The following is a 17,317-nucleotide window of genomic DNA, read 5'->3' on the forward strand; positions in this document are numbered from 1 at the left end:
GGGGGTAGCGGGCCGCTATTTCGGGGTGGCCCCAGCGACGGTCATTCGGGTGACCATCACGCAGAGGAGCAACTGTGGCAACGAAACAGCATTCGGGAGAACACGGAACGGTCGCTTCGCGGCCCCGTGAACAGTGGTCGGGCCAGCTTGGTTTCATCCTGTCGGCCATCGGCTCCGCCGTGGGTCTTGGCAACATTTGGCGCTTCCCCGGCGTCGCCTACGAGAATGGTGGCGGGGCATTCCTGATTCCGTACCTCATCGCACTGGTCACGGCCGGCATCCCGATTCTCTTTCTGGACTATGCGATCGGTCACCGCTTTCGCGGCTCAGCACCGACCGCGTTCCGTCGTCTCGGCGGCAAGGCAGGCAAGTGGCTCGAGTCGCTTGGCTGGTTCCAAGTGTGGATCTGCATCGTTATCGCCGTGTACTACGCGGCGGTCGTCGCGTGGGCTGCCAGCTACTTCACGTTCAGCTTCGACCTGCGTTGGGGTGATGACACTGCCGGATTCTTCGTCAACGAATTCTTGCAAACTTCGGATGCCGGCTTCAGCTCGCAGTTCGTGCCGGCCGTTCTCATCCCGCTCGTACTCGTCTGGGTTGCCGTGTTGGCTGTGCTCGGTTCTGGCATCGCCAAGGGTGTGCAGCGCGCCAATCTGATCTTCTTGCCGCTGCTCGTCGTCGCCTTCCTCATCCTGGTGGTGCGCGCGCTGTTCTTAGATGGCGCAATGATCGGCCTCGACGCGCTATTCACTCCGGACTTCTCGGCGCTCGGAAACCCGAGTGTGTGGATCGCTGCGTACAGCCAAATTTTCTTCTCGCTGTCGATCGCCTTCGGCATCATGATCACATATTCGTCGTACCGCAACCGCAAGGCGAACGTTACAGCGCCCGCTTTGGTCGTGGCTTTCGCTAACTCCTCGTTCGAGATCATTGCCGGCATCGGTGTCTTTGCAACGCTCGGCTTCTTCGCCTTCCAGCAGGGTGTCGGCATTGATGAGCTTGAAGGCATCACCGGTGTCGGGCTCTCGTTCATCACGTTCCCCGCGATCGTGTCGCAAATGCCGGGCGGTCCGCTCTTCGGTGCTCTGTTCTTTGGCTCGCTCGTCATGGCCGGATTCACGTCCCTGCTGTCCGTGCTTCAGGTCGTGTCCTCCGCCTTCCAGGACAAGTTCGGGATAACCGCCCGCCAGGCTTCGATTCGAGTGGGCTCCGCTCTCGCGATCGTCTCCGTGCTGCTGTTCTCGACCACTACAGGTCTCATCACGCTCGATACTGTCGACCAGTGGGCGAACAACATCGGCATTGTCGTCGCGGCGATCGCGTCCACGATTCTCGTGATCTGGGTGTTCCGCAAGGGCCCCGAACTGGCCGGCCATCTCAACGCTGTCTCCACCTTCAAGGTCGGCCCGCTCTGGCAAATTCTCGTCGGCGTTCTCGCCCCGATCGTGCTGCTCTACATGCTCATCCAGCGCATCATCGTGCTCGTCACGGAAGGCTACGAGGGATACCCGCTCTGGTACCTCGCGGTAGCGGGCTGGGGCACCATCGCAGTGATCTTGATCGGCGCAATCACGATGACGGCACTGCGCTGGGAGCACGATCCGGATGACTTCACCCCGTGGCCCAGCACTCAAGCACTGAAGGAGCTCAAGAAATGAGCGGCATCGCCATCACGTTCTTCCTCGTCGCTGCCGTACTCGTCTGGGGCGGCCTCGTGGCGAGCATCGCCTTCCTCGCCCGCAAGCCGCAGCTCGACGTGTATCCGGATGGCGCCGACGAGGTCAGCGACAACGACTAGTAGTCGCTGCGTGGCGATCGCGTCGGCGGGAAGGCTTCCTAGCTCAAGCGTCACGCACACCACAGGCAGCCCAAACAACAATGGCCGGGCACCCGCGAGGATGCCCGGCCATTGCCGTTCTAGCTGAGATGCGGAGTGCTACTCGGCGGTGTCGCCCTCGGTAGCGGCCGAAGCCGACTGGGGTGCGGCATCCGCCACGGTGTTTGCGGCGTGGGCGAGGGTGGCAGCGAGGGTGCTGTCACCTGACTGGCCACGAGCGCCTTCGCCGACGGCTTGACCAACAGTGCGGCCCTGGATGATCGACGCGAGGTCGAGGCCAGTGGCGGCCTTGATCGACTCGAACGTGCCGCGCAATGCGACCGCACTTTCGGTGCCGACGGTGTCTCCACCGCTGGCTCCGCTGCCGCCGATGACGGTGACAGAACCGATTTGGCCGTACCCCTTGGCCCACTGCTCCATAACCTGCGGGAGAGTTTCGAGGGCACGTTGCGCGAGGAGCGCGTCTTGGTGCTTGGCGAGAGCGCCAGCTTCTGCTTCGATGCTGGCAGCCTTAGCTTCACCGGCAAGGCGGGTGGCATCCGCGTCAGCAGCGGCGCGAACGCGCACGGCTTCGGCTTCAACAGCGGCGATCTGAGCCTGAGCTTCTGCACCCTTAACCAAGCGGTAGGCGTCGGAGTCGGCATCCTTCTGCGCCTTGTACAGGTTGGCGTCAGCGAGACGCTTCACGTCGGCGTCGAGCTCTGCCTGACGGTTCTCAGCACGCTGCTGCAGAACGCCCTGCTCGGCACGGGCGCGGGCGAGAGCTTCGGCTTGCTCGGCTTCAGCGTTAGCCTTACCGACCTCGGCCTTGGAGTCTGCGGTGTTCTTGTCGAGCGCAGTCTGCTCGATCAGGTTTGCCTCAGCAACGGTGATGTTGCGCTTGGAGATTTCGCGGTTCGCATCAGCGGTAGCAAGTTCTGCTTCGCGACGCTTCGACTCGATCTGCGGGGTTCCGAGCGACTGGATGTAGCCAACCTTGTCGCCGATGCCCTTGATCTGGAACGAGTCGAGAATCAGACCCTGCTCCGACAGCTCGGTGGAGACATCCGTTGCGATCTGGTCGGAGAACTTCTTGCGCTCACGCATAAGCTCCACAACCGACAGCGTGGCCACGACACCACGAAGGGCACCTTCGAGCTGTTCGGTGGTGAACTGCTCGATGGCGCTGTCTTGCGAAGCGAAGCGCTCGGCGGCGCGGCGCACGAGGTTCGCGTCGGAACCGATCTTCACGATGGCAACAGCCTCGACCTGAAGGGTCACGTTGTCAGCCGACTGCGCCTCTGCGGTCATCGAGACTTGGCGCGAACGCAGCGAAATCGTTTCGTGGCGCTGCGTGATCGGGTTGACCAAAGCCTTGCCGTTGACGATAACGGTGACGGCAGAGTCATTACCCGCGCCATCCTTCTGCGAACGACCCGAGACAACCAGGGCCTCGTCGGCGCGAGCGACCTTGAACCAGGCGCGGGCGATCAGCAGCATGACCAAGAAAAGTACAACAAGAACGACCACCCCGATCCCGATGAGGAGGACGAGTCCGCCAGTGGCGAAGAATTCCATGTATGCACCTTTCAGAAAATGAGCGATCACCACCCATTGTCCTTGGTTACAGCGCGCGCATCCACCCTTCGATGCCATCCGCTGTAATTGGCAGGGCATCCGAGAGCACTTCGTGGCCCGTCGGCGTCACGAGTACGTTGTCTTCAATGCGCACGCCAAGGCCGCGCAGTTCGGGTGGCACGGTCAGGTCCCACTCGTGAAAGTAGAGTCCGGGCTCGACTGCCATGACCATTCCGGGCTGGAGTTCGCCGCTCTGGTAGGCGGAATAGCTCGACTGCGCGCAGTCGTGCACGTCGAGGCCAAGGTGATGCCCGATGCCACACACGATGTAGCGACGGTGGTGCTGACCTTGGGCACTCAGCGCCTCATCGACCGAGACGGGCAGCATGCCCCAGTCGTGTAGCCCGGTTGCAATCACTTCGAGCGCGGCGAGGTGGAAGTCGCTGAAGATCTTGCCGGGGCCGACCGCCGCGAGTCCCGCACGGTGTGCCTTCTCAACCAGGTCGTGCGCTTGGCGCTGGGCTGTCGTGAACGTTCCGGATGCCGGCAACGTGCGTGTGACATCCGCCGTGTATAAGGAGCGAGCTTCCACTCCCATGTCGAGCAGTACGGCGGCGTCGGGATTCACTGGGCCGTCGCAGCGCACCCAGTGCAGCACGGGGGCGTTCTTGCCGCTTCCGACAATCGTCGTGTAGCCGGTGCCGTTGCCGACGGTGCGCGCGTAGCGGTCGAAGGTTCCTTGCAACCAGCGTTCGCCGCCGAACTGGATGGCCTGCGGGATCTCTCGAGCGACCGCCTTGAAGCCTTCGATCGTGTGGTTCACAGCACCGCGCAGTTCGGCGATCTCCCACTCGTCTTTGATCATGCGGATCTCCGAGAGCACCCGGCCAAGATCCTGAGAGACGGGGATGTCGCGCAGTAGCCGGTGGGCTCCGTGCAGCGAGCCGGTGAGCAGAATGTCACTCGCGCGGTTCAACGCTGTTTCGAGTTCCGAGAGTGGACGCGTCTCAATCTGCAGCGCGGCCGTCCACTCGGGCATGCCCGGTGCGGAGCCGACCCAGAGTTCCCCGTGCGCGGCATTCGCGAAGAAGTCCGCTTCACCGGGATATGCCGGCGCGGGAATGAAGAGGGTGGCGTCGTGGCCGCCACTCGTCGGGCTCATGACAAGCACGGCGTCTTCGGCCGAGCAGCCACTCAACCAGAAGAAGCTGCTGTCGGGGCGAAAGCCATAGTAGTTGTCGTTGACGCGCACCGGAGCAACGCCGCCGGCCACCACAATCGTGCGACCGGCAAATGCCGGGCTCAGGCGTGCGCGATGTGCCGCCGTCGCCGTCGCAATGCCGGGAACCGTGTCAGGTGTTCGGTCGGGAGCAGCCCAGCCGGTCTCCATGTACTCCACGAAGCCGGTGGCATTGCGTAAATGTGGCAGGCGCGGGTCGCCTCGATCGGGATGCGAAACTGACGACACTGGCGGCGCCACGGAAGCCGCCGGCGCGGTGTGCTGGTGAGAATTAGATGTCGAGTGCATGGTGCTGTCTTTCGTTGTGGCGTGCGGAGGTGAAATGTGAAGGGACCGCGGGAGTCGCGGGGCCAGCTAGGGCGACTGCGGCGCGGCGATACGGTGCTCGGTGCTGTGTGCGGTGCTGTGCGCGATGGCGGCCGCAATGGCCAAGTCTTCCCAGCTCATGCCCGAACTCTTGAACAGAACCGGGCGAGCACCATCGAGCACCATCCCGCCCCGGATGACGTCCGCCAGCGGAATGAGCTCGTTCGCGGTGAGAGCGCCCTCCGCAATCGCCATGATCACGTCTCCGGATTCGCGCAACGCTGTCGGAACATCTTCGACGACGACCTGAGATCGTCCCATCAGCGCACTATCGAGTTCACGAGCATCCGGTTCATGAGAACCCACCGCAATGATCACAGCGTCCGAGCGCACGGCAGCGGAGTCGAATAAGGGAGTTCGCGCGGTCGTGGCGCACATGATGACCCCGGCCGCAGCGACGGCAGCCTCAGCCTCGGCGCTTCCGGTCTGCACGACCCGCACATCGGGCAGCTCCACCGAACGCAGCGTGCGCACCACCACGGTGACCGAGGCGAGGGGCCGACGATCTCCAAGAACAGCACGCAGGGTCGCGAGGTGGTCGACCGCTTGAGGCCCCGCCCCAAAGATGACAACGTCGAGCGGCTCCGACGAGCGCAGCAGCGCCCCCGCCGTGGCGGCCAGCGACACCGCCGGGGTACGGATGCTCGTCAACGCAGCACCATCGAGCAACAGTCGCGGCGTAAGAGTCTCGGAGTCGAAGAGAATGTAGAGACCTTGGATGCGGGGCAACCCGACGCCCGGATTATCCGGAGCAGCGGTGAGCACCTTGATTCCCGCATACGGGCCAACTTCTGAGGGCATCAACAGAAAGTCGCCGCGCGTCAGCTTCTCAAAAACGCGCGCATGGTCTGTGCCGGGTTCGAAGCCTGCCTTCAGCGCATCCTGAACGGCAGCAACGGCCGCGCCTGGGCTAATCGCTGCCCGCACGGCCGCGTCGTCGAGGTAGGCGGGCGCCGTTACGCTGCTCGAAATAGGGGTTTCCGGGCGGGGCTCGATCGGCGAATTCTGCTCGGACATTGATGCCCCTTCTCTCAACACCTGCAGCGCCAATGGTATCGCGGCGTCCGCCCGCGCAACCTCGTCGAGTTCCCCGTTCACGGGCGTAGTCTGGCCATCATGACAAACATCCTGGTCGTGGAGGACGACGCGACCATGGGCGCGCTCGTTCAGCACGGCCTCGAAGCTGAGGGCTACACGGTCACTCTGGTCGCTAACGGCATGGATGCGCTCATTGCGGTAGCCAGCGACGACTTCTCGGCGGCCGCCATCGATGTCATGCTCCCCGAAATGTCGGGGTTCGAAATCTGTCGGCACCTGCGCGAACAAGGCAACCACCTTCCCGTGCTGCTTCTCACAGCGCGCGACGCCGTGGAAGATCGGGTACTCGGCCTCGACTCCGGTGCCGACGACTACCTCACCAAACCGTTTGCATTTGCGGAGTTCGCGGCCCGCATCCGGGCGCTTGTTCGCCGCGATACGACTGCCGCGAAAGCAAGCCGCAAAATTGGCAACCTCGTGCTCGATGCTGCCACCGTGCGGGCTACATCCGGCGGCACAGCATTGCCGATGAGTTCTAAAGAATTCGCTCTGCTCTGGATGCTCAGCTCTCGCACTGGCGAGACGCTCAGCCGCGCCGAAATCTTGGAGGAGGTGTGGGGCACGAGCGCCCACATTGATGCCACGGTTGTCGACCAGTACGTCAGCTACTTGCGGCGCAAACTCGACCCGATAGTGTCGGGCGTCACCATCAGCACGGTTCGCGGTGTCGGCTACTCGTTGGCAGAGGTGGAGTGATGTTCTCGAAGCTGTCCATTCGCGCCCGCATCACTCTCGGCAGTGTTGCGGCCGCAATGATCCTGCTGCTCATCGCGCTCGTCGTGGTGCGCATTGCGGTGCAAGACATTCTTACCGAAGCTGATCGCTCGCTCGCCACCAGTGACCTCACACCGTTTGTTGCCGACATCACGGCGAACCCCGATGAATCAGTGGATGACCCAGGCACCGGCGTTCTCGTCTACATCACCGATCCCAACGGCAACGTGCAAGTCAACACTCTTCCCCGGGGCATCACCAAGGAAGTCACGCGCACCGACCCCAGCGACACCACGATTGTCGTGCAGGATGACGGCAGCGACCACGACGGTAAAGCCACCGACGACGACGATGCCCCATCGTTTGTCGTTGCCGGGCGCACCCTCACCACGGACGCGGGCACCTGGCAGCTGTGGGCGGCACGCAGTACCGCCGCGAGCCAACTCGCGCTTCACGGCCTCGATCGCATCCTCATCGTTGCGGGGGTCGTGTTGCTGCTCGGCTTCGGCCTCGCCTCGTGGGGGCTCGCCAGCGCTGCGCTGCGCCCGGTTAACGCAATGCGCCGCAAAGCGGAACAGCTCAGCGGCGATACTGACACCGCCCTCCCCGTAGGTGGTGCGGATGACGAGCTCGCGGCCCTCGCCACAACCCTCAATGCCTTCCTCGCCCGCCTGCGAGCCTCCACCGATCGCGAAAAACAGATGGTGTCGGATGCCGCCCACGAGTTGCGCACGCCGCTGGCGGCGCTCACCACCCAGCTTGAGCTCGCACACGCCGACTTTGGCAATGCGAAGGCTCTCGCCGCCCAGGTCACCGCGGCGGAAGCATCCGTGGATCGCCTGACGTCATTGGCTACCAACCTTCTCGAGCTGAGCCGTATCGAGACGGAGGCGAGCACGGCGACGGCGAGCGCCGGACAACTTGTTGATGAGTTCACGGGCAGCATTGACCGCGCTCGTCTTCTCGGTATGGCGAAGGCGGCGAGAGTCGATTTCACGTGTTCCGCTGTCGATGAGGAGGCGCGCTTTCGAATCGGGGCGCAGTCGTTCGGTCGCCTCGTCGATAATCTGCTCTCCAACGCGATTGCCGCGATCTCGACCGGCGGTGGCATTCTTGCGGCCCTGAGTATCGAAGTGGATGGTCTCCATCTCGAGGTCACCGACGATGGTCCCGGCATGCCTGAGCAGTTCATCCCGATCGCGTTCGATCGCTTCTCGCGCCCCGATGTCTCGCGCACTGGCGCGACTGGGGGCAGCGGACTCGGGCTTGCTCTCGTTCAGGCCATCGCGACTGCGGCGGGAGGGTCGGCCACGGTCGACAACACCGGCGATGGCCTGCGTGCAACGGTGCTGATCCCCAACATGTGAATTCGCTCACGCAAATGGGCGGTTTTTCTTAGCGATCCCATAGCTGAAGCCAGCACAGTAGGGACATGTCCACTCAGGTTCGCCCTCGCGCCGCTACGGCCCGGCCTCGCACTGCCCTAGCAGCCGTCGCTACCGCGCCCGATTACCGCCGCAATTTTGCGCGGCGGGCACGCCTTTCTGATTTGCTCGTCGTCGCGCTTTGGGCTTCAGGCGCAGCAGCGGCCGCCCTCTTTCTGGCCTCCGGCGGGGTCGACCAATTTACCTCGGTTGCTGAGACTGTCACGAGCATCGGCATCGTCTCCGGCCTGGTCGGCACCGACTTCATTCTGGTGATGCTGGTGCTCGCCGCCCGTATCCCGCTCATCGATCGCACCATCGGCCACGACCGCGCCATCGCCGTTCACCGTTCTCTCGGCAAGCCGGCGCTCTACCTTCTTCTCGCCCACGGCGCCCTGTTGCTTACCGGCTACGGGCTCAGTTCGGGCATCAACCCGATCGCCGAAATCGGCCCGATGCTGTCGCTGCCCGACATGCCCCTCGCGTTTATTGCGCTCGGTCTGATGATCGCCGTAGTCGTATCGTCGCTGATCGCGGTTCGTCGCCGATTCAGCTACGAAGGCTGGCACTTGGTCCACTTGCTCAGCTACGTGTCGGTCGCGTTCGCGCTTCCCCATCAGCTGAGCGTCGGTGGCGTGCTCGCCGACGGCACCCTTCAGCGCGTGTACTGGATCGCGCTCTACGTCGTCGCCCTCGGTAGCATCGTGACGTTCCGTTTCGCCGAGCCACTCGTCTCGAGCCTCCGCCACCGGATGCGCGTGGCCGCGGTCACCGAGATCGCGCCGGGCGTCAGCACGATTCAACTTGCGGGCAACGATCTGCGGGGGCTCGGAGCATCCGGCGGCCAGTTCTTCATCTGGCGTTTCTGGACGCCGCGTACCTGGTGGCACTCGCACCCCATCTCGCTGTCGGCCATGCCGACGGCCAGCTCGGCACGCATCACCGTGCGCAATCTGGGAACGGGCAGCGCCCAACTCACGACCATCCCCGTCGGCACCCGGGTGAGCATCGAGGGGCCCTACGGTTTGTTTTCGGATGCTGCCCGCACCTCCCCCAAACTCGCCATCATCGCCGCCGGGATCGGTGTCACCCCGGTGCGCGCGCTCCTCGAACAAGCGTCGTTCGCGCCCGGCGAAGCGACCATCCTGTTGCGCGCGAGCACCGCCGAAGAAACCTACCACTGGGACGAAATCCGGGCCATTGCTGCAGCGAAAGGTGCAACCTGTTATTCGATGATCGGCCACCGCCCCCGCGGAATCGACAGTTGGATGACCGCTGCGGACTATGAGCGCGGCGTCACCCTGCAGAGCGCCTTCCCCGAGCTGGCGGACTCCGACGTTTTTCTCTGCGGCCCCACGACGTGGCTCGACCTTATTGAGGCCGACGTTCACGCTTCTGGCATCCGCCCCCAGCAGATTCACGCAGAAAGGTTCGACTGGTGAGAACACGAGCGATCTTAGGCAGCATTCTCGCCTCGACGAGCGTACTGATCGTCGGCTATCAGGCCGGCGTGAGCGTCACGACGAGCGACGGCACTTCGCTGTCGTTACCGGTGGATGCTGCGACGAACGGCACCGCGGGCGGCACGAACGCCGGCACCGATGCGACTACTGACAGCAGCACCGGAAGCACCAGCTCAAGCACGCCGGGTTCGGACACCGCTGCCGCTGCCCCCACGACAGCGGGCCCTGCCGACGGCACCTACACCGGGTCGAGCGTAAGCACCCGGTTCGGTAACGTGCAGGTGGCGGTCACCATCGCGTCCGGCAGCATCACCGATGTCACCGCCCTGCAGTTGACCGACGAGGATGGGCGCTCGGTGCAGATCAGCAACCGTGCCGCCCCCATTTTGCGCAGTGAGGTGTTGTCATCGCAGTCCGCCCAAGTCTCGAACGTGAGTGGGGCAACGTACACCACCGATGCGTATTTGAGTTCGCTTCAATCGGCGCTCGATCAAGCCGGCGCGTGATGCGGCGCGCGTTTGCGACCATGGGCACGATGGCGTCGATCGAACTACCTGCCGCGTGGGCTTCCGAAGTCAGCGAGGTGCAGCGCATCTTTCGCACGATTGATGACCGCTACAGCCTCTATTCGCCCGACTCCGAGCTGAGTCTGATCGCCGCCGGTCACACCTCGCTCTCCCACGCCAGCCCTCCCCTACTCGCCAGTTATTCGCGCGCCCTCGAGTGGCGCTCCGCTACCGGCGGCAACTTTAGCCCCCATCGCCCCGACGGCACCATCGATCTCAACGGCATCGTCAAGGCCGAAGCTATCGAGCACGCCGGCGAGCACCTGATCGCGGTCGGATGCCCGGAGTGGAGCATCAACGTCGGTGGCGACATCCTCGTCTCCCCCACCGGCGCAGCAACTCCTGCCACCGCGTCGGCCTCGCCGCTCGGTCCGCGGGTCATGCGTGCCGGGATCGCCGAGCCGCTCTCGCCTACGGAGCTCCTGTGTTCGCTGGAGTTGCGACATCCGCGGCGCGCGATTGCGACGTCGGGCAGCGCACAACGCGGTGACCATATCTGGCGCGCAGGCAGCACCGAGCCAATCTCGTTCGTTCAAGTGAGCGTCGTCGCGAATGACATCGTGACCGCCGATGTGTTGGCAACGGCGATCGTGGCGGGCGGCCACGCTGCCCTCGACGATGTGACTGACCGGTGGGATGTGGATGTCATCACGGTCGACCGCGCGGGTGCAATGAGCGCGACGCCGGGGCTGCTGCACGCGCTAACTACGAAGTAAATTTCGTAGCCGGCCAGCCGGCCCACGCGCCACCTTACGGCCGGCGCGACCAGCGCTCACACCGCCAACCCCAACCGCGAGCTACAGGCCGAAGACCCGCGTCACTGTCCAGAACAGCCCCATCGCGCCGATCGCGACGCAGATGATGATGCGGATGATTTCGAATCCCTTGGGCAGCAGTCGTGTCAGCAGAGCGGCGACCGCGAGCACCAGTAGCACAACGGCGGTCTGCGCGAGGTCGATACCTAGGTTGAAGGCGATGAGCGCGACAGCGTGCTCCGACGTCACGAGTCCCAGGCTGGAGAGACTCGAGGCGAAACCAAGACCGTGCACGAGCCCCACGAGGCCCGCGATCCACCAGCGGAAGTCGCCGCCCTTGCGTCTCAACGCAAGCCCAGCGGCCGCGACGATAGAAAGCGCGATCAGCGGTTCAACGATCGCAGCGGGCACCGAGACCAGGTTGAAGTACGCCAGGCTGAAGCTAATGGCGTGCCCCACCGTAAAGGCGGTTACGAGTTTCACGGCGGGCCAGATCGCTGCGCGCCCCGTTTTCACGCCAAGCACGCCGAGCCCGAGGGCGACGAGAAAGAGAATGTGGTCGGGCCCGAGCTGAATATGCTCGAACCCCTGCACGAGAAAGCTGGTTGCGGTTGCCCAGGTTCCGAGAGAGAACAGGACCTCGCCGTCATCGTTGAGGTGCCCGAGTACGGCGCTGTCAGAATCCGACAGCAGGATGGCGTTGCTCGGCGAGCTAAAGGACCACGAAATTGCGATCTCGTTGGTCTCGCCTTCGAATGCAGACGTCGCGAATGCAACGCCGACATATTCGGATGCGTCGACCGCGGCATTCGCGTCCGTTTCGGTCTCCGCGGTGGTGTCTGTCGTCGCGCTGGTGCTCTGGAATGAGAGCCCCGCCCCGATGATCGACAGCTCCTCGCCGTTGACCGCGATCGTTACGTTGTCGCGGATAGTGTCAACGAGAGTCGTCGCCACGGTTGCTTCTTGCTCGCTGACTTCGGTGGCGTCAATGAGGCCGTCACCGGAGGTGTCTTCGAGCCCGAGCGCTGAGAACTCGACCAATCCGGTGCCGACAACACGGCCTTCGTCGATCGAGAAGATCAGTGCCTCACTCGTTCCGTCGTGGGCCCATGCTGCGGTGGGCACGGCGAGGCTGAGTGTGGCGAGAACGATGCCCGCCACCGCGGTGAACTTCGCCAGGGGCGACAGTCCACCGCGGTGCGCAGCACTAGTGGTGCGAGAGGCGTGCACTAATTAGTTGCCGGGAGCTGGTGCGTCGCCAGCGGGTGGCCCACCGTCGCCGCCGCCAGAACCGTTAGGGAGGTTGACGCTCTCACCATCCGGGCTCGTCAGGTTTCCCACCGCTGATGCGCCTACGCGGCACTCCGGCAAGTTCGGCGACTCGGTGCTGTAGTGGTAGTGGTAAACCTCACCGAACTCTTCCGTGTCAGAAACGTGGCCGCCGCACTCGTCGAGGTCGGTCGGCACCGTTCCGTTTTCTTCCGGTCCATAGATGAGGTAACCGTCGTAGGCAAACGCAATCACTGCCTCGTTGTCTTGCTCGATGTCGCACGTGACGCCAGCTCCTGCAGCGTCAAGGTTCGACTGGATCGATTCGGCACCGAAGTGCCAGTGGTAGTACCCCGAGGGGTCGATGTGTCCACCGCAGGCGTCAAGTGCGGGCAGTCCACCGGTGTCGAGAACAGAGGGCGCGTCGCCGAAGATCGTGACGCCGTCGAGCGCGAGCCCGACCTGAGAGATCGTGGAAAGATCCGTCACTTCGTCAAGCATCTCGGGGCTCGTGGGAATCAATACCTGCAGGTGGTAGTCACCGTCGGGCGTTGCCTCGAGGCACGAGTTCTCGGTGCCGGATGAGTCAGGTTGCCCGCCAGCGGGGTCAACGATAGTGATGTCGCCGTCTTCATTCGCGAACTCGAAGCCCTGGGCCTCCATGAGCGCCCAGAAGTCCTCATCGAGGGCATAAAGCCCCGGCTCATCGCCGTCCCAGACCCAGATGCCGCCAGTGTCGGTCGTGGTCGCCGGACAGAAGGGCCCTTCCGTGTTAACGGTCGTCGAGAGGCTGTCGACCTCAAACTGGTAGCAGGTGGTCTCGCTACCGTTTTCGAGGGTGCAGTCCACGATGACCGCTTCTTCGGTCAGTGCACCGTCGGCAAACAATGCCGCGACGGTGCTCAGGCTTGTGTCGTCCGAGGCAGAACTCGAACTCTCCGTCGTTGTCTCACCAGTCGCGCAGGCGCTCGCCAAGAGCACGAGGCACGTGAGGGGAATCAGCGCGGTCCGTAGGGATGTCTTCATGATCGTCCTATTCGTTTGGTTCTTCACCGGGAACCTCTCCAGCCGGAGGCCCTCCAGCCGGCGCATCGGCAGGTGGTCCGCCAGCGGCCTCATCGCCCGCAACGGTTTCGCCAATGAAGCACTCGAGAACTTGATTCTTCTCGGCCGAGTTGGCGTGGTAATGGTATCCGTCTTCTTCGGTGGTGTGGCCGTTGCACTCGTCGAGTTCTACGTTGGCCAGTTGTTCTTCGGTGTACGCGCTGTGCACGGCGAACCCGTCCATGGCGTAACCGAAGATCGCAGTTTCATCGTCGGAAGCGTCGCCGTTTTCTCCACAGCCGAGTGAGCCGTGCAGGTGGTAGCCCTCGAAGGGATTGAAGTGTCCACCGCAGTCGTCGAACGAGGCAATCGTGTAGGCGCCGAGAATGGCATCAACGGGAGCTGGCTCGGCGATAACGATGCCGTCGAGTGTGATGCCTGAATTTCCGGATGTCGCTGACGCCGAGTCTGCGACAACAGGAGTGGTCGGGATCAGCACGGTCGACTCGATCGGGTCGCCACCATCGAGGAAGTCAAGGCTGCCTTCGATGCAGTAGTTCTGATATTCGGGATCAACGTCGGGCCGAGCGGCAGCTTCGAATGCTTCGACGGTGTCGGTGACGTAGACGTTGCCGTCTTCGTCATACATTTTCCAGCCGTCGTCGCCATAGGTTTCAGCGAGGTTTGCGATGAACTCTCCGTCGAGGTCGTAGACAGCGTCACCATCGAACCAAATTCCCGCGTCATCGGCGGAGGTCTCGGTTGTAGCGGGGCAGAAAGGCCCTACTTCGTAGGTCGAGGGGTAGCCCGAGATGGTGATCTCGTAGCACGTGGTTTCCGTTCCACCGCTGAGGGTGCAGTCGACTATCTCGGGGTCACCGACGATGGCATCGTCAGCGAACAGGGCGAGGTCAATACCGGCTGTGGCAGCGGCGGTCTCGGTTGACGAAGAATCTGTAGCGTCAACGGCGCTACACGCAGCGGTGGCAAGAACTGCCATGACCACTGCGCCCACGAGAAGCGGGGATCGTTTGTGGCGGAGTGCACGCCCAAGGATGTTGTTCATAGTTACAGGGTCAGCGGCTTTACTGTGGTGACGCTGTGGAAATCGGCACAACATTGAAACAGTTTTTGTTGCTAGATTCGGGCCGTGTCGAACCCTGCTCAGGCCCCCGCCCACCGCATTCTTGTTGCTGAAGATAGTGAGGCCATTAGCGATGTCGTCACGACGGCCCTTTCTTTTCAGGGTCACACGGTTTCCCACGTCGCCAACGGCCACGAGGCGCTCTCGTCTGCGCTCGCGCAGCCGGCAGATCTCATCGTTCTCGATGTCATGTTGCCCGGCATCGATGGCCTCGAGGTATGTCGGCGTTTGCGCGCTGCCGGCTCGACAACGCCCATCCTCTTCTTGACCGCTCTAGCGGAACCCGAAGACCGCATCCGGGGCTTCGCTACCGGAGGTGACGACTACCTCACCAAGCCTTTCACCGTGGATGAGCTCGTGTTTCGGGTTGCCGCCATCTTGCGCAGAACCGCCCCGCCGGCAGGTCCGGCCTTGCTGCAAGTCGGTTCCCTCACCCTCGACCCGGCTGGCCACGAGGTGCGCCGCGCTGGCACCCTCATCGACCTCTCGGCGACCGAGTACAGGCTCATTTACTACCTGTTGGCTAACCGCGGCGTTGTGCTCTCAAAAGCCCAAATCCTGGTCGAGGTCTGGCAAGACGATTTCACCGGTAGCGAGAACGTGGTCGAGCTCTACATCGGTTACTTGCGCCGCAAGCTCGACGCCGGTCATCCGCCCCTCATTCATACCCGGCGCGGCATAGGTTACGTTCTGCGCGAGGCGTCTGAATGAGGCGCCTTTCGCTGCGCTGGATGCTGCTGCTCCCCGTTCTCGCAACCATCATTGTCGGTTTCCTTGCCTTCGCCTTCGCCGTCGACATCAGCGAACGCGCGCACCGCATTTCTGAATTGGATGCGGAACTCGCTCGCGCCGAGTTAGCCGCGATTACCCCTCCCTCTCCCGGCGCGGGAGGCGAACCGAGTGATGGCTCCGTTCCGGGCGATGGCCCTGCCCCTGGCGCCGGCCCGGCACCGAGCGCCGCGCCACCAGCCACGGGCGAGAGTGCGGTCGCCCAAGAGCTACTTCCGATCCAGTTCACGGTGAGGAGCGATGGCACTCTCGCAGAGAATCAGGGCGCCGCCATTCCGTTCTCCGTCGAGACAATTGCGTCTTTCGTCACCATCGACTCCCCCACCACCGTGTCGATTGACGACTACCGGGTTCTAGTCTCGCCAAGCGCTACCGACATCGTTCAGGTAACAGCGCTGTCCCTCGACGGCTACAACGCCGCAATCGCGAGCCTGCGCACGACGCTCGTCGCCGGAGGTCTCACTATTGCCCTGCTCGAAGTGGCAATGGCCTGGTTCTTGGCGCGTCAACTCGCGCGCCCTCTGGCGGTGGTTGCCGGTGGCGTTACTCGCATTGCGGATGGCGCCCTCGATACTGCGCTGACTCCGGTCGGCGGATCGCGCGAAGTGTCCGAGCTCGCCACGGACATCGATCGCATGGTCAACCGTCTGCGTGACGCCCTCGCCGAGCGGGAACAGTCAGCAGTGGATGCCACGCGCGCACGCAACGATATGCGTCGCCTTCTCGCCGACGTCGCCCATGAAATCCGCACTCCACTCACCGCCCTCAAGGGCTATAGCGACCTGTACTCCAAGGAGATGCTGACCGCTCCTGGAGCCCTCGATCGGGCGATGTCTCGTGTCGGCGACGAAAGCATCCGCCTCAACGTCTTAGTGAACTCCATGCTGCAGCTCGCTCGCGATGGAGCCACCACCGCGCCGGAACACGTGGCCGTCGATCTCGCCACGGTCACCCAGAACGTCTTCGATGATCTCCGAGTCGTCTTCCCCGAGCGCGACTTCGCAACCGACCTCCACGCGCTGCGCACAGCCCCCGTCATGGGCAACGCGGCACAGCTGCACCAAGCGCTCCTCAATCTGGTGGCCAATGCGTGCCGCCATACCCCTTCAAGCACCCCCATTGAGATTGTCTCGAGCAGCACCTCACGCGAGATCATTATGAGTGTCGTGGACCATGGCCCCGGTATTCCTGACGACGAGCGCGAGAAAATCTTCCAGCCCTTCTACCGGTCAGACCCGTCACGCGTACGAAGCAGCAATGACGGCGCGGGCCTCGGTCTCGCTGTCACACTGGAAATTGCGATCCAGCACGGCGGAACCGTCGCACTGCACACCACCGCCGGTGGCGGGGCGACGTTCGAGCTTAGGCTCCCCCTCGCAGAAGAGCCGTCTGCTTACATCTAGAGCTAGACCCGCACGAGTGGCCAGAGGCCCTCGCCCTGCCATCGGGTGCGCGTCTAGCGGGGTTCTACGCCGCCCATTGAGCTCGCACCCTTGTGCTGATCGGCTCGGCCGAAGGTGGTCTCCAGCACGTGCCGCAGCTTCCGCGTGGCTCCGTTGATCGCGACATCCACTGTCGACGCGTTGTCGGTAACAAGCTCCGGGGCACGGTTTTCGGGGCGCGCTTCAAGCTGGCAGCGGATGTCATCGCCGGTGCTGCGACCGGCACTCTCGTCGCTCAAGTGGACTTCGAGTCGAGTGAGGTGGGCACTGAAGTGCGCGAGCTTGCTCTCGAGCTCCGCAGTGATTGCGGCGATCGTGTCTTCGCTGAGAGTGATGTTGTTATCGGTATTGACGATGACCTGCATGGTTGCCTCCTGGCACCTGAGGTGTACCGCGGGGTTGCCCTGAGGCGAGGAGTTCGCGGGAGGGCCAGTGGTACATCTACTCTTCACGCTACGCCGCGAGTCTGTCTGCTGCCAGTGCAGGTGGGTGGTTAACGCAAAATAGCCACACCCCGAAGGGTGTGGCTATTTTACAATTGAAGTCCGGCGGTGTCCTACTCTCCCACAAGGTCCCCCTTGCAGTACCATCGGCGCAGAGAGTCTTAGC

The 17,317-nt window shown here is 63.4% G+C and carries 16 protein-coding genes; 9 read left to right on the forward strand and 7 right to left on the reverse strand.

The window, feature by feature from the left end:
- Positions 1-74: 74 nt before the first annotated feature.
- On the forward strand, positions 75-1,658 hold the full coding sequence (locus I6E74_RS13015) for a sodium-dependent transporter (protein ID WP_197126293.1): 1,584 nt from the start codon (positions 75-77) through the stop codon (positions 1,656-1,658).
- A complete protein-coding gene (locus tag I6E74_RS13020; RefSeq protein WP_197126295.1) occupies positions 1,655-1,798 on the forward strand; it encodes a MetS family NSS transporter small subunit in 144 nt (47 codons plus the stop codon). The genes I6E74_RS13015 and I6E74_RS13020 overlap by 4 nt, the downstream gene beginning before the upstream one ends.
- 138 nt (positions 1,799-1,936) lie before the next feature.
- On the opposite strand, the gene I6E74_RS13025 is transcribed toward I6E74_RS13020, so the two are convergent.
- The 3 genes from I6E74_RS13025 to I6E74_RS13035 all read right to left on the reverse strand — a co-directional run bounded on the left by I6E74_RS13025 (position 1,937) and on the right by I6E74_RS13035 (position 6,017).
- A complete protein-coding gene (locus tag I6E74_RS13025) occupies positions 1,937-3,394 on the reverse strand; it encodes a flotillin family protein (RefSeq protein ID WP_197126297.1) in 1,458 nt (485 codons plus the stop codon).
- 46 nt (positions 3,395-3,440) lie between these two features.
- Positions 3,441-4,922 carry an aminopeptidase P family protein gene (locus I6E74_RS13030; RefSeq protein ID WP_197126299.1) on the reverse strand — a complete coding sequence of 494 codons (1,482 nt, stop codon included), beginning with the start codon at positions 4,920-4,922 and terminating at the stop codon, positions 3,441-3,443.
- Positions 4,923-4,988: 66 nt separating this feature from the next.
- Positions 4,989-6,017 carry an ornithine cyclodeaminase family protein gene (locus I6E74_RS13035; RefSeq protein WP_197126301.1) on the reverse strand — a complete coding sequence of 343 codons (1,029 nt, stop codon included), beginning with the start codon at positions 6,015-6,017 and terminating at the stop codon, positions 4,989-4,991.
- A gap of 99 nt (positions 6,018-6,116) precedes the next feature.
- Between I6E74_RS13035 and I6E74_RS13040 the strand changes: the two genes are divergently transcribed.
- The 5 genes from I6E74_RS13040 (at position 6,117) to I6E74_RS13060 (ending at position 10,981) form a co-directional block, all read left to right on the forward strand.
- Positions 6,117-6,794 (forward strand): response regulator transcription factor, encoded by a 678-nt coding sequence (locus tag I6E74_RS13040; RefSeq protein WP_197126303.1) that lies wholly within the window; start codon positions 6,117-6,119, stop codon positions 6,792-6,794.
- The gene (locus I6E74_RS13045) at positions 6,794-8,179 is read left to right on the forward strand and encodes a cell wall metabolism sensor histidine kinase WalK (RefSeq protein ID WP_197126305.1); all 1,386 of its coding nucleotides are present in this window, start codon (positions 6,794-6,796) and stop codon (positions 8,177-8,179) included. Before I6E74_RS13040 ends, I6E74_RS13045 begins: the two co-directional genes overlap by 1 nt.
- 65 nt (positions 8,180-8,244) lie before the next feature.
- The gene (locus I6E74_RS13050; RefSeq protein ID WP_197126315.1) at positions 8,245-9,678 is read left to right on the forward strand and encodes a ferredoxin reductase family protein; all 1,434 of its coding nucleotides are present in this window, start codon (positions 8,245-8,247) and stop codon (positions 9,676-9,678) included.
- Entirely contained in the window at positions 9,675-10,205 is a 531-nt protein-coding gene (locus tag I6E74_RS13055; protein WP_197126317.1) for an FMN-binding protein, read from the forward strand. The genes I6E74_RS13050 and I6E74_RS13055 overlap by 4 nt, the downstream gene beginning before the upstream one ends.
- Positions 10,205-10,981, forward strand: coding sequence for an FAD:protein FMN transferase (locus tag I6E74_RS13060; RefSeq protein WP_231605002.1), 777 nt, complete (start codon positions 10,205-10,207; stop codon positions 10,979-10,981). The genes I6E74_RS13055 and I6E74_RS13060 overlap by 1 nt, the downstream gene beginning before the upstream one ends.
- 81 nt (positions 10,982-11,062) lie before the next feature.
- On the opposite strand, the gene I6E74_RS13065 is transcribed toward I6E74_RS13060, so the two are convergent.
- The 3 genes from I6E74_RS13065 to I6E74_RS13075 are packed head-to-tail and all read right to left on the reverse strand — an operon-like array spanning position 11,063 to position 14,399.
- On the reverse strand, positions 11,063-12,250 hold the full coding sequence (locus tag I6E74_RS13065; protein WP_197126319.1) for a HupE/UreJ family protein: 1,188 nt from the start codon (positions 12,248-12,250) through the stop codon (positions 11,063-11,065).
- Between the two features lie 3 nt (positions 12,251-12,253).
- Positions 12,254-13,315: a YHYH protein gene (locus tag I6E74_RS13070; RefSeq protein WP_197126320.1), complete on the reverse strand. Its 1,062-nt coding sequence runs from the start codon at positions 13,313-13,315 to the stop codon at positions 12,254-12,256.
- A gap of 7 nt (positions 13,316-13,322) precedes the next feature.
- A complete protein-coding gene (locus I6E74_RS13075) occupies positions 13,323-14,399 on the reverse strand; it encodes a YHYH protein (protein WP_197126322.1) in 1,077 nt (358 codons plus the stop codon).
- Positions 14,400-14,483: 84 nt separating this feature from the next.
- On the opposite strand from I6E74_RS13075, the gene I6E74_RS13080 reads away from it, so the two are divergent.
- Both I6E74_RS13080 and I6E74_RS13085 read left to right on the forward strand, forming a co-directional pair.
- Entirely contained in the window at positions 14,484-15,188 is a 705-nt protein-coding gene (locus I6E74_RS13080; RefSeq protein WP_197126324.1) for a response regulator transcription factor, read from the forward strand.
- Complete coding sequence (locus I6E74_RS13085) at positions 15,185-16,669, forward strand: cell wall metabolism sensor histidine kinase WalK (RefSeq protein ID WP_197126326.1); 1,485 nt, start codon at positions 15,185-15,187, stop codon at positions 16,667-16,669. Before I6E74_RS13080 ends, I6E74_RS13085 begins: the two co-directional genes overlap by 4 nt.
- 53 nt (positions 16,670-16,722) lie before the next feature.
- On the opposite strand, the gene I6E74_RS13090 is transcribed toward I6E74_RS13085, so the two are convergent.
- Positions 16,723-17,073, reverse strand: a complete 351-nt coding sequence (locus tag I6E74_RS13090) for an HPF/RaiA family ribosome-associated protein (protein WP_197126328.1) — start codon at positions 17,071-17,073, stop codon at positions 16,723-16,725.
- Positions 17,074-17,317 lie beyond the last annotated feature (244 nt).

It is taken from the genome of Salinibacterium sp. SWN139 (assembly GCF_015864625.1).
Classification (GTDB): Bacteria; Actinomycetota; Actinomycetes; order Actinomycetales; family Microbacteriaceae; genus Rhodoglobus.

Coding starts and splice junctions, on each gene's coding strand:
- I6E74_RS13020 (WP_197126295.1), top strand. CDS start 1,655: ATGAGCGGCATCGCCATCACGTTCTTCCTCGTCGCTGCCGTACTCGTC.
- I6E74_RS13025 (WP_197126297.1), bottom strand. CDS start 3,394: ATGGAATTCTTCGCCACTGGCGGACTCGTCCTCCTCATCGGGATCGGG.
- I6E74_RS13030 (WP_197126299.1), bottom strand. CDS start 4,922: ATGCACTCGACATCTAATTCTCACCAGCACACCGCGCCGGCGGCTTCC.
- I6E74_RS13035 (WP_197126301.1), bottom strand. CDS start 6,017: ATGTCCGAGCAGAATTCGCCGATCGAGCCCCGCCCGGAAACCCCTATT.
- I6E74_RS13040 (WP_197126303.1), top strand. CDS start 6,117: ATGACAAACATCCTGGTCGTGGAGGACGACGCGACCATGGGCGCGCTC.
- I6E74_RS13045 (WP_197126305.1), top strand. CDS start 6,794: ATGTTCTCGAAGCTGTCCATTCGCGCCCGCATCACTCTCGGCAGTGTT.
- I6E74_RS13050 (WP_197126315.1), top strand. CDS start 8,245: ATGTCCACTCAGGTTCGCCCTCGCGCCGCTACGGCCCGGCCTCGCACT.
- I6E74_RS13060 (WP_231605002.1), top strand. CDS start 10,205: ATGCGGCGCGCGTTTGCGACCATGGGCACGATGGCGTCGATCGAACTA.
- I6E74_RS13070 (WP_197126320.1), bottom strand. CDS start 13,315: ATGAAGACATCCCTACGGACCGCGCTGATTCCCCTCACGTGCCTCGTG.
- I6E74_RS13075 (WP_197126322.1), bottom strand. CDS start 14,399: ATGAACAACATCCTTGGGCGTGCACTCCGCCACAAACGATCCCCGCTT.
- I6E74_RS13085 (WP_197126326.1), top strand. CDS start 15,185: ATGAGGCGCCTTTCGCTGCGCTGGATGCTGCTGCTCCCCGTTCTCGCA.
- I6E74_RS13090 (WP_197126328.1), bottom strand. CDS start 17,073: ATGCAGGTCATCGTCAATACCGATAACAACATCACTCTCAGCGAAGAC.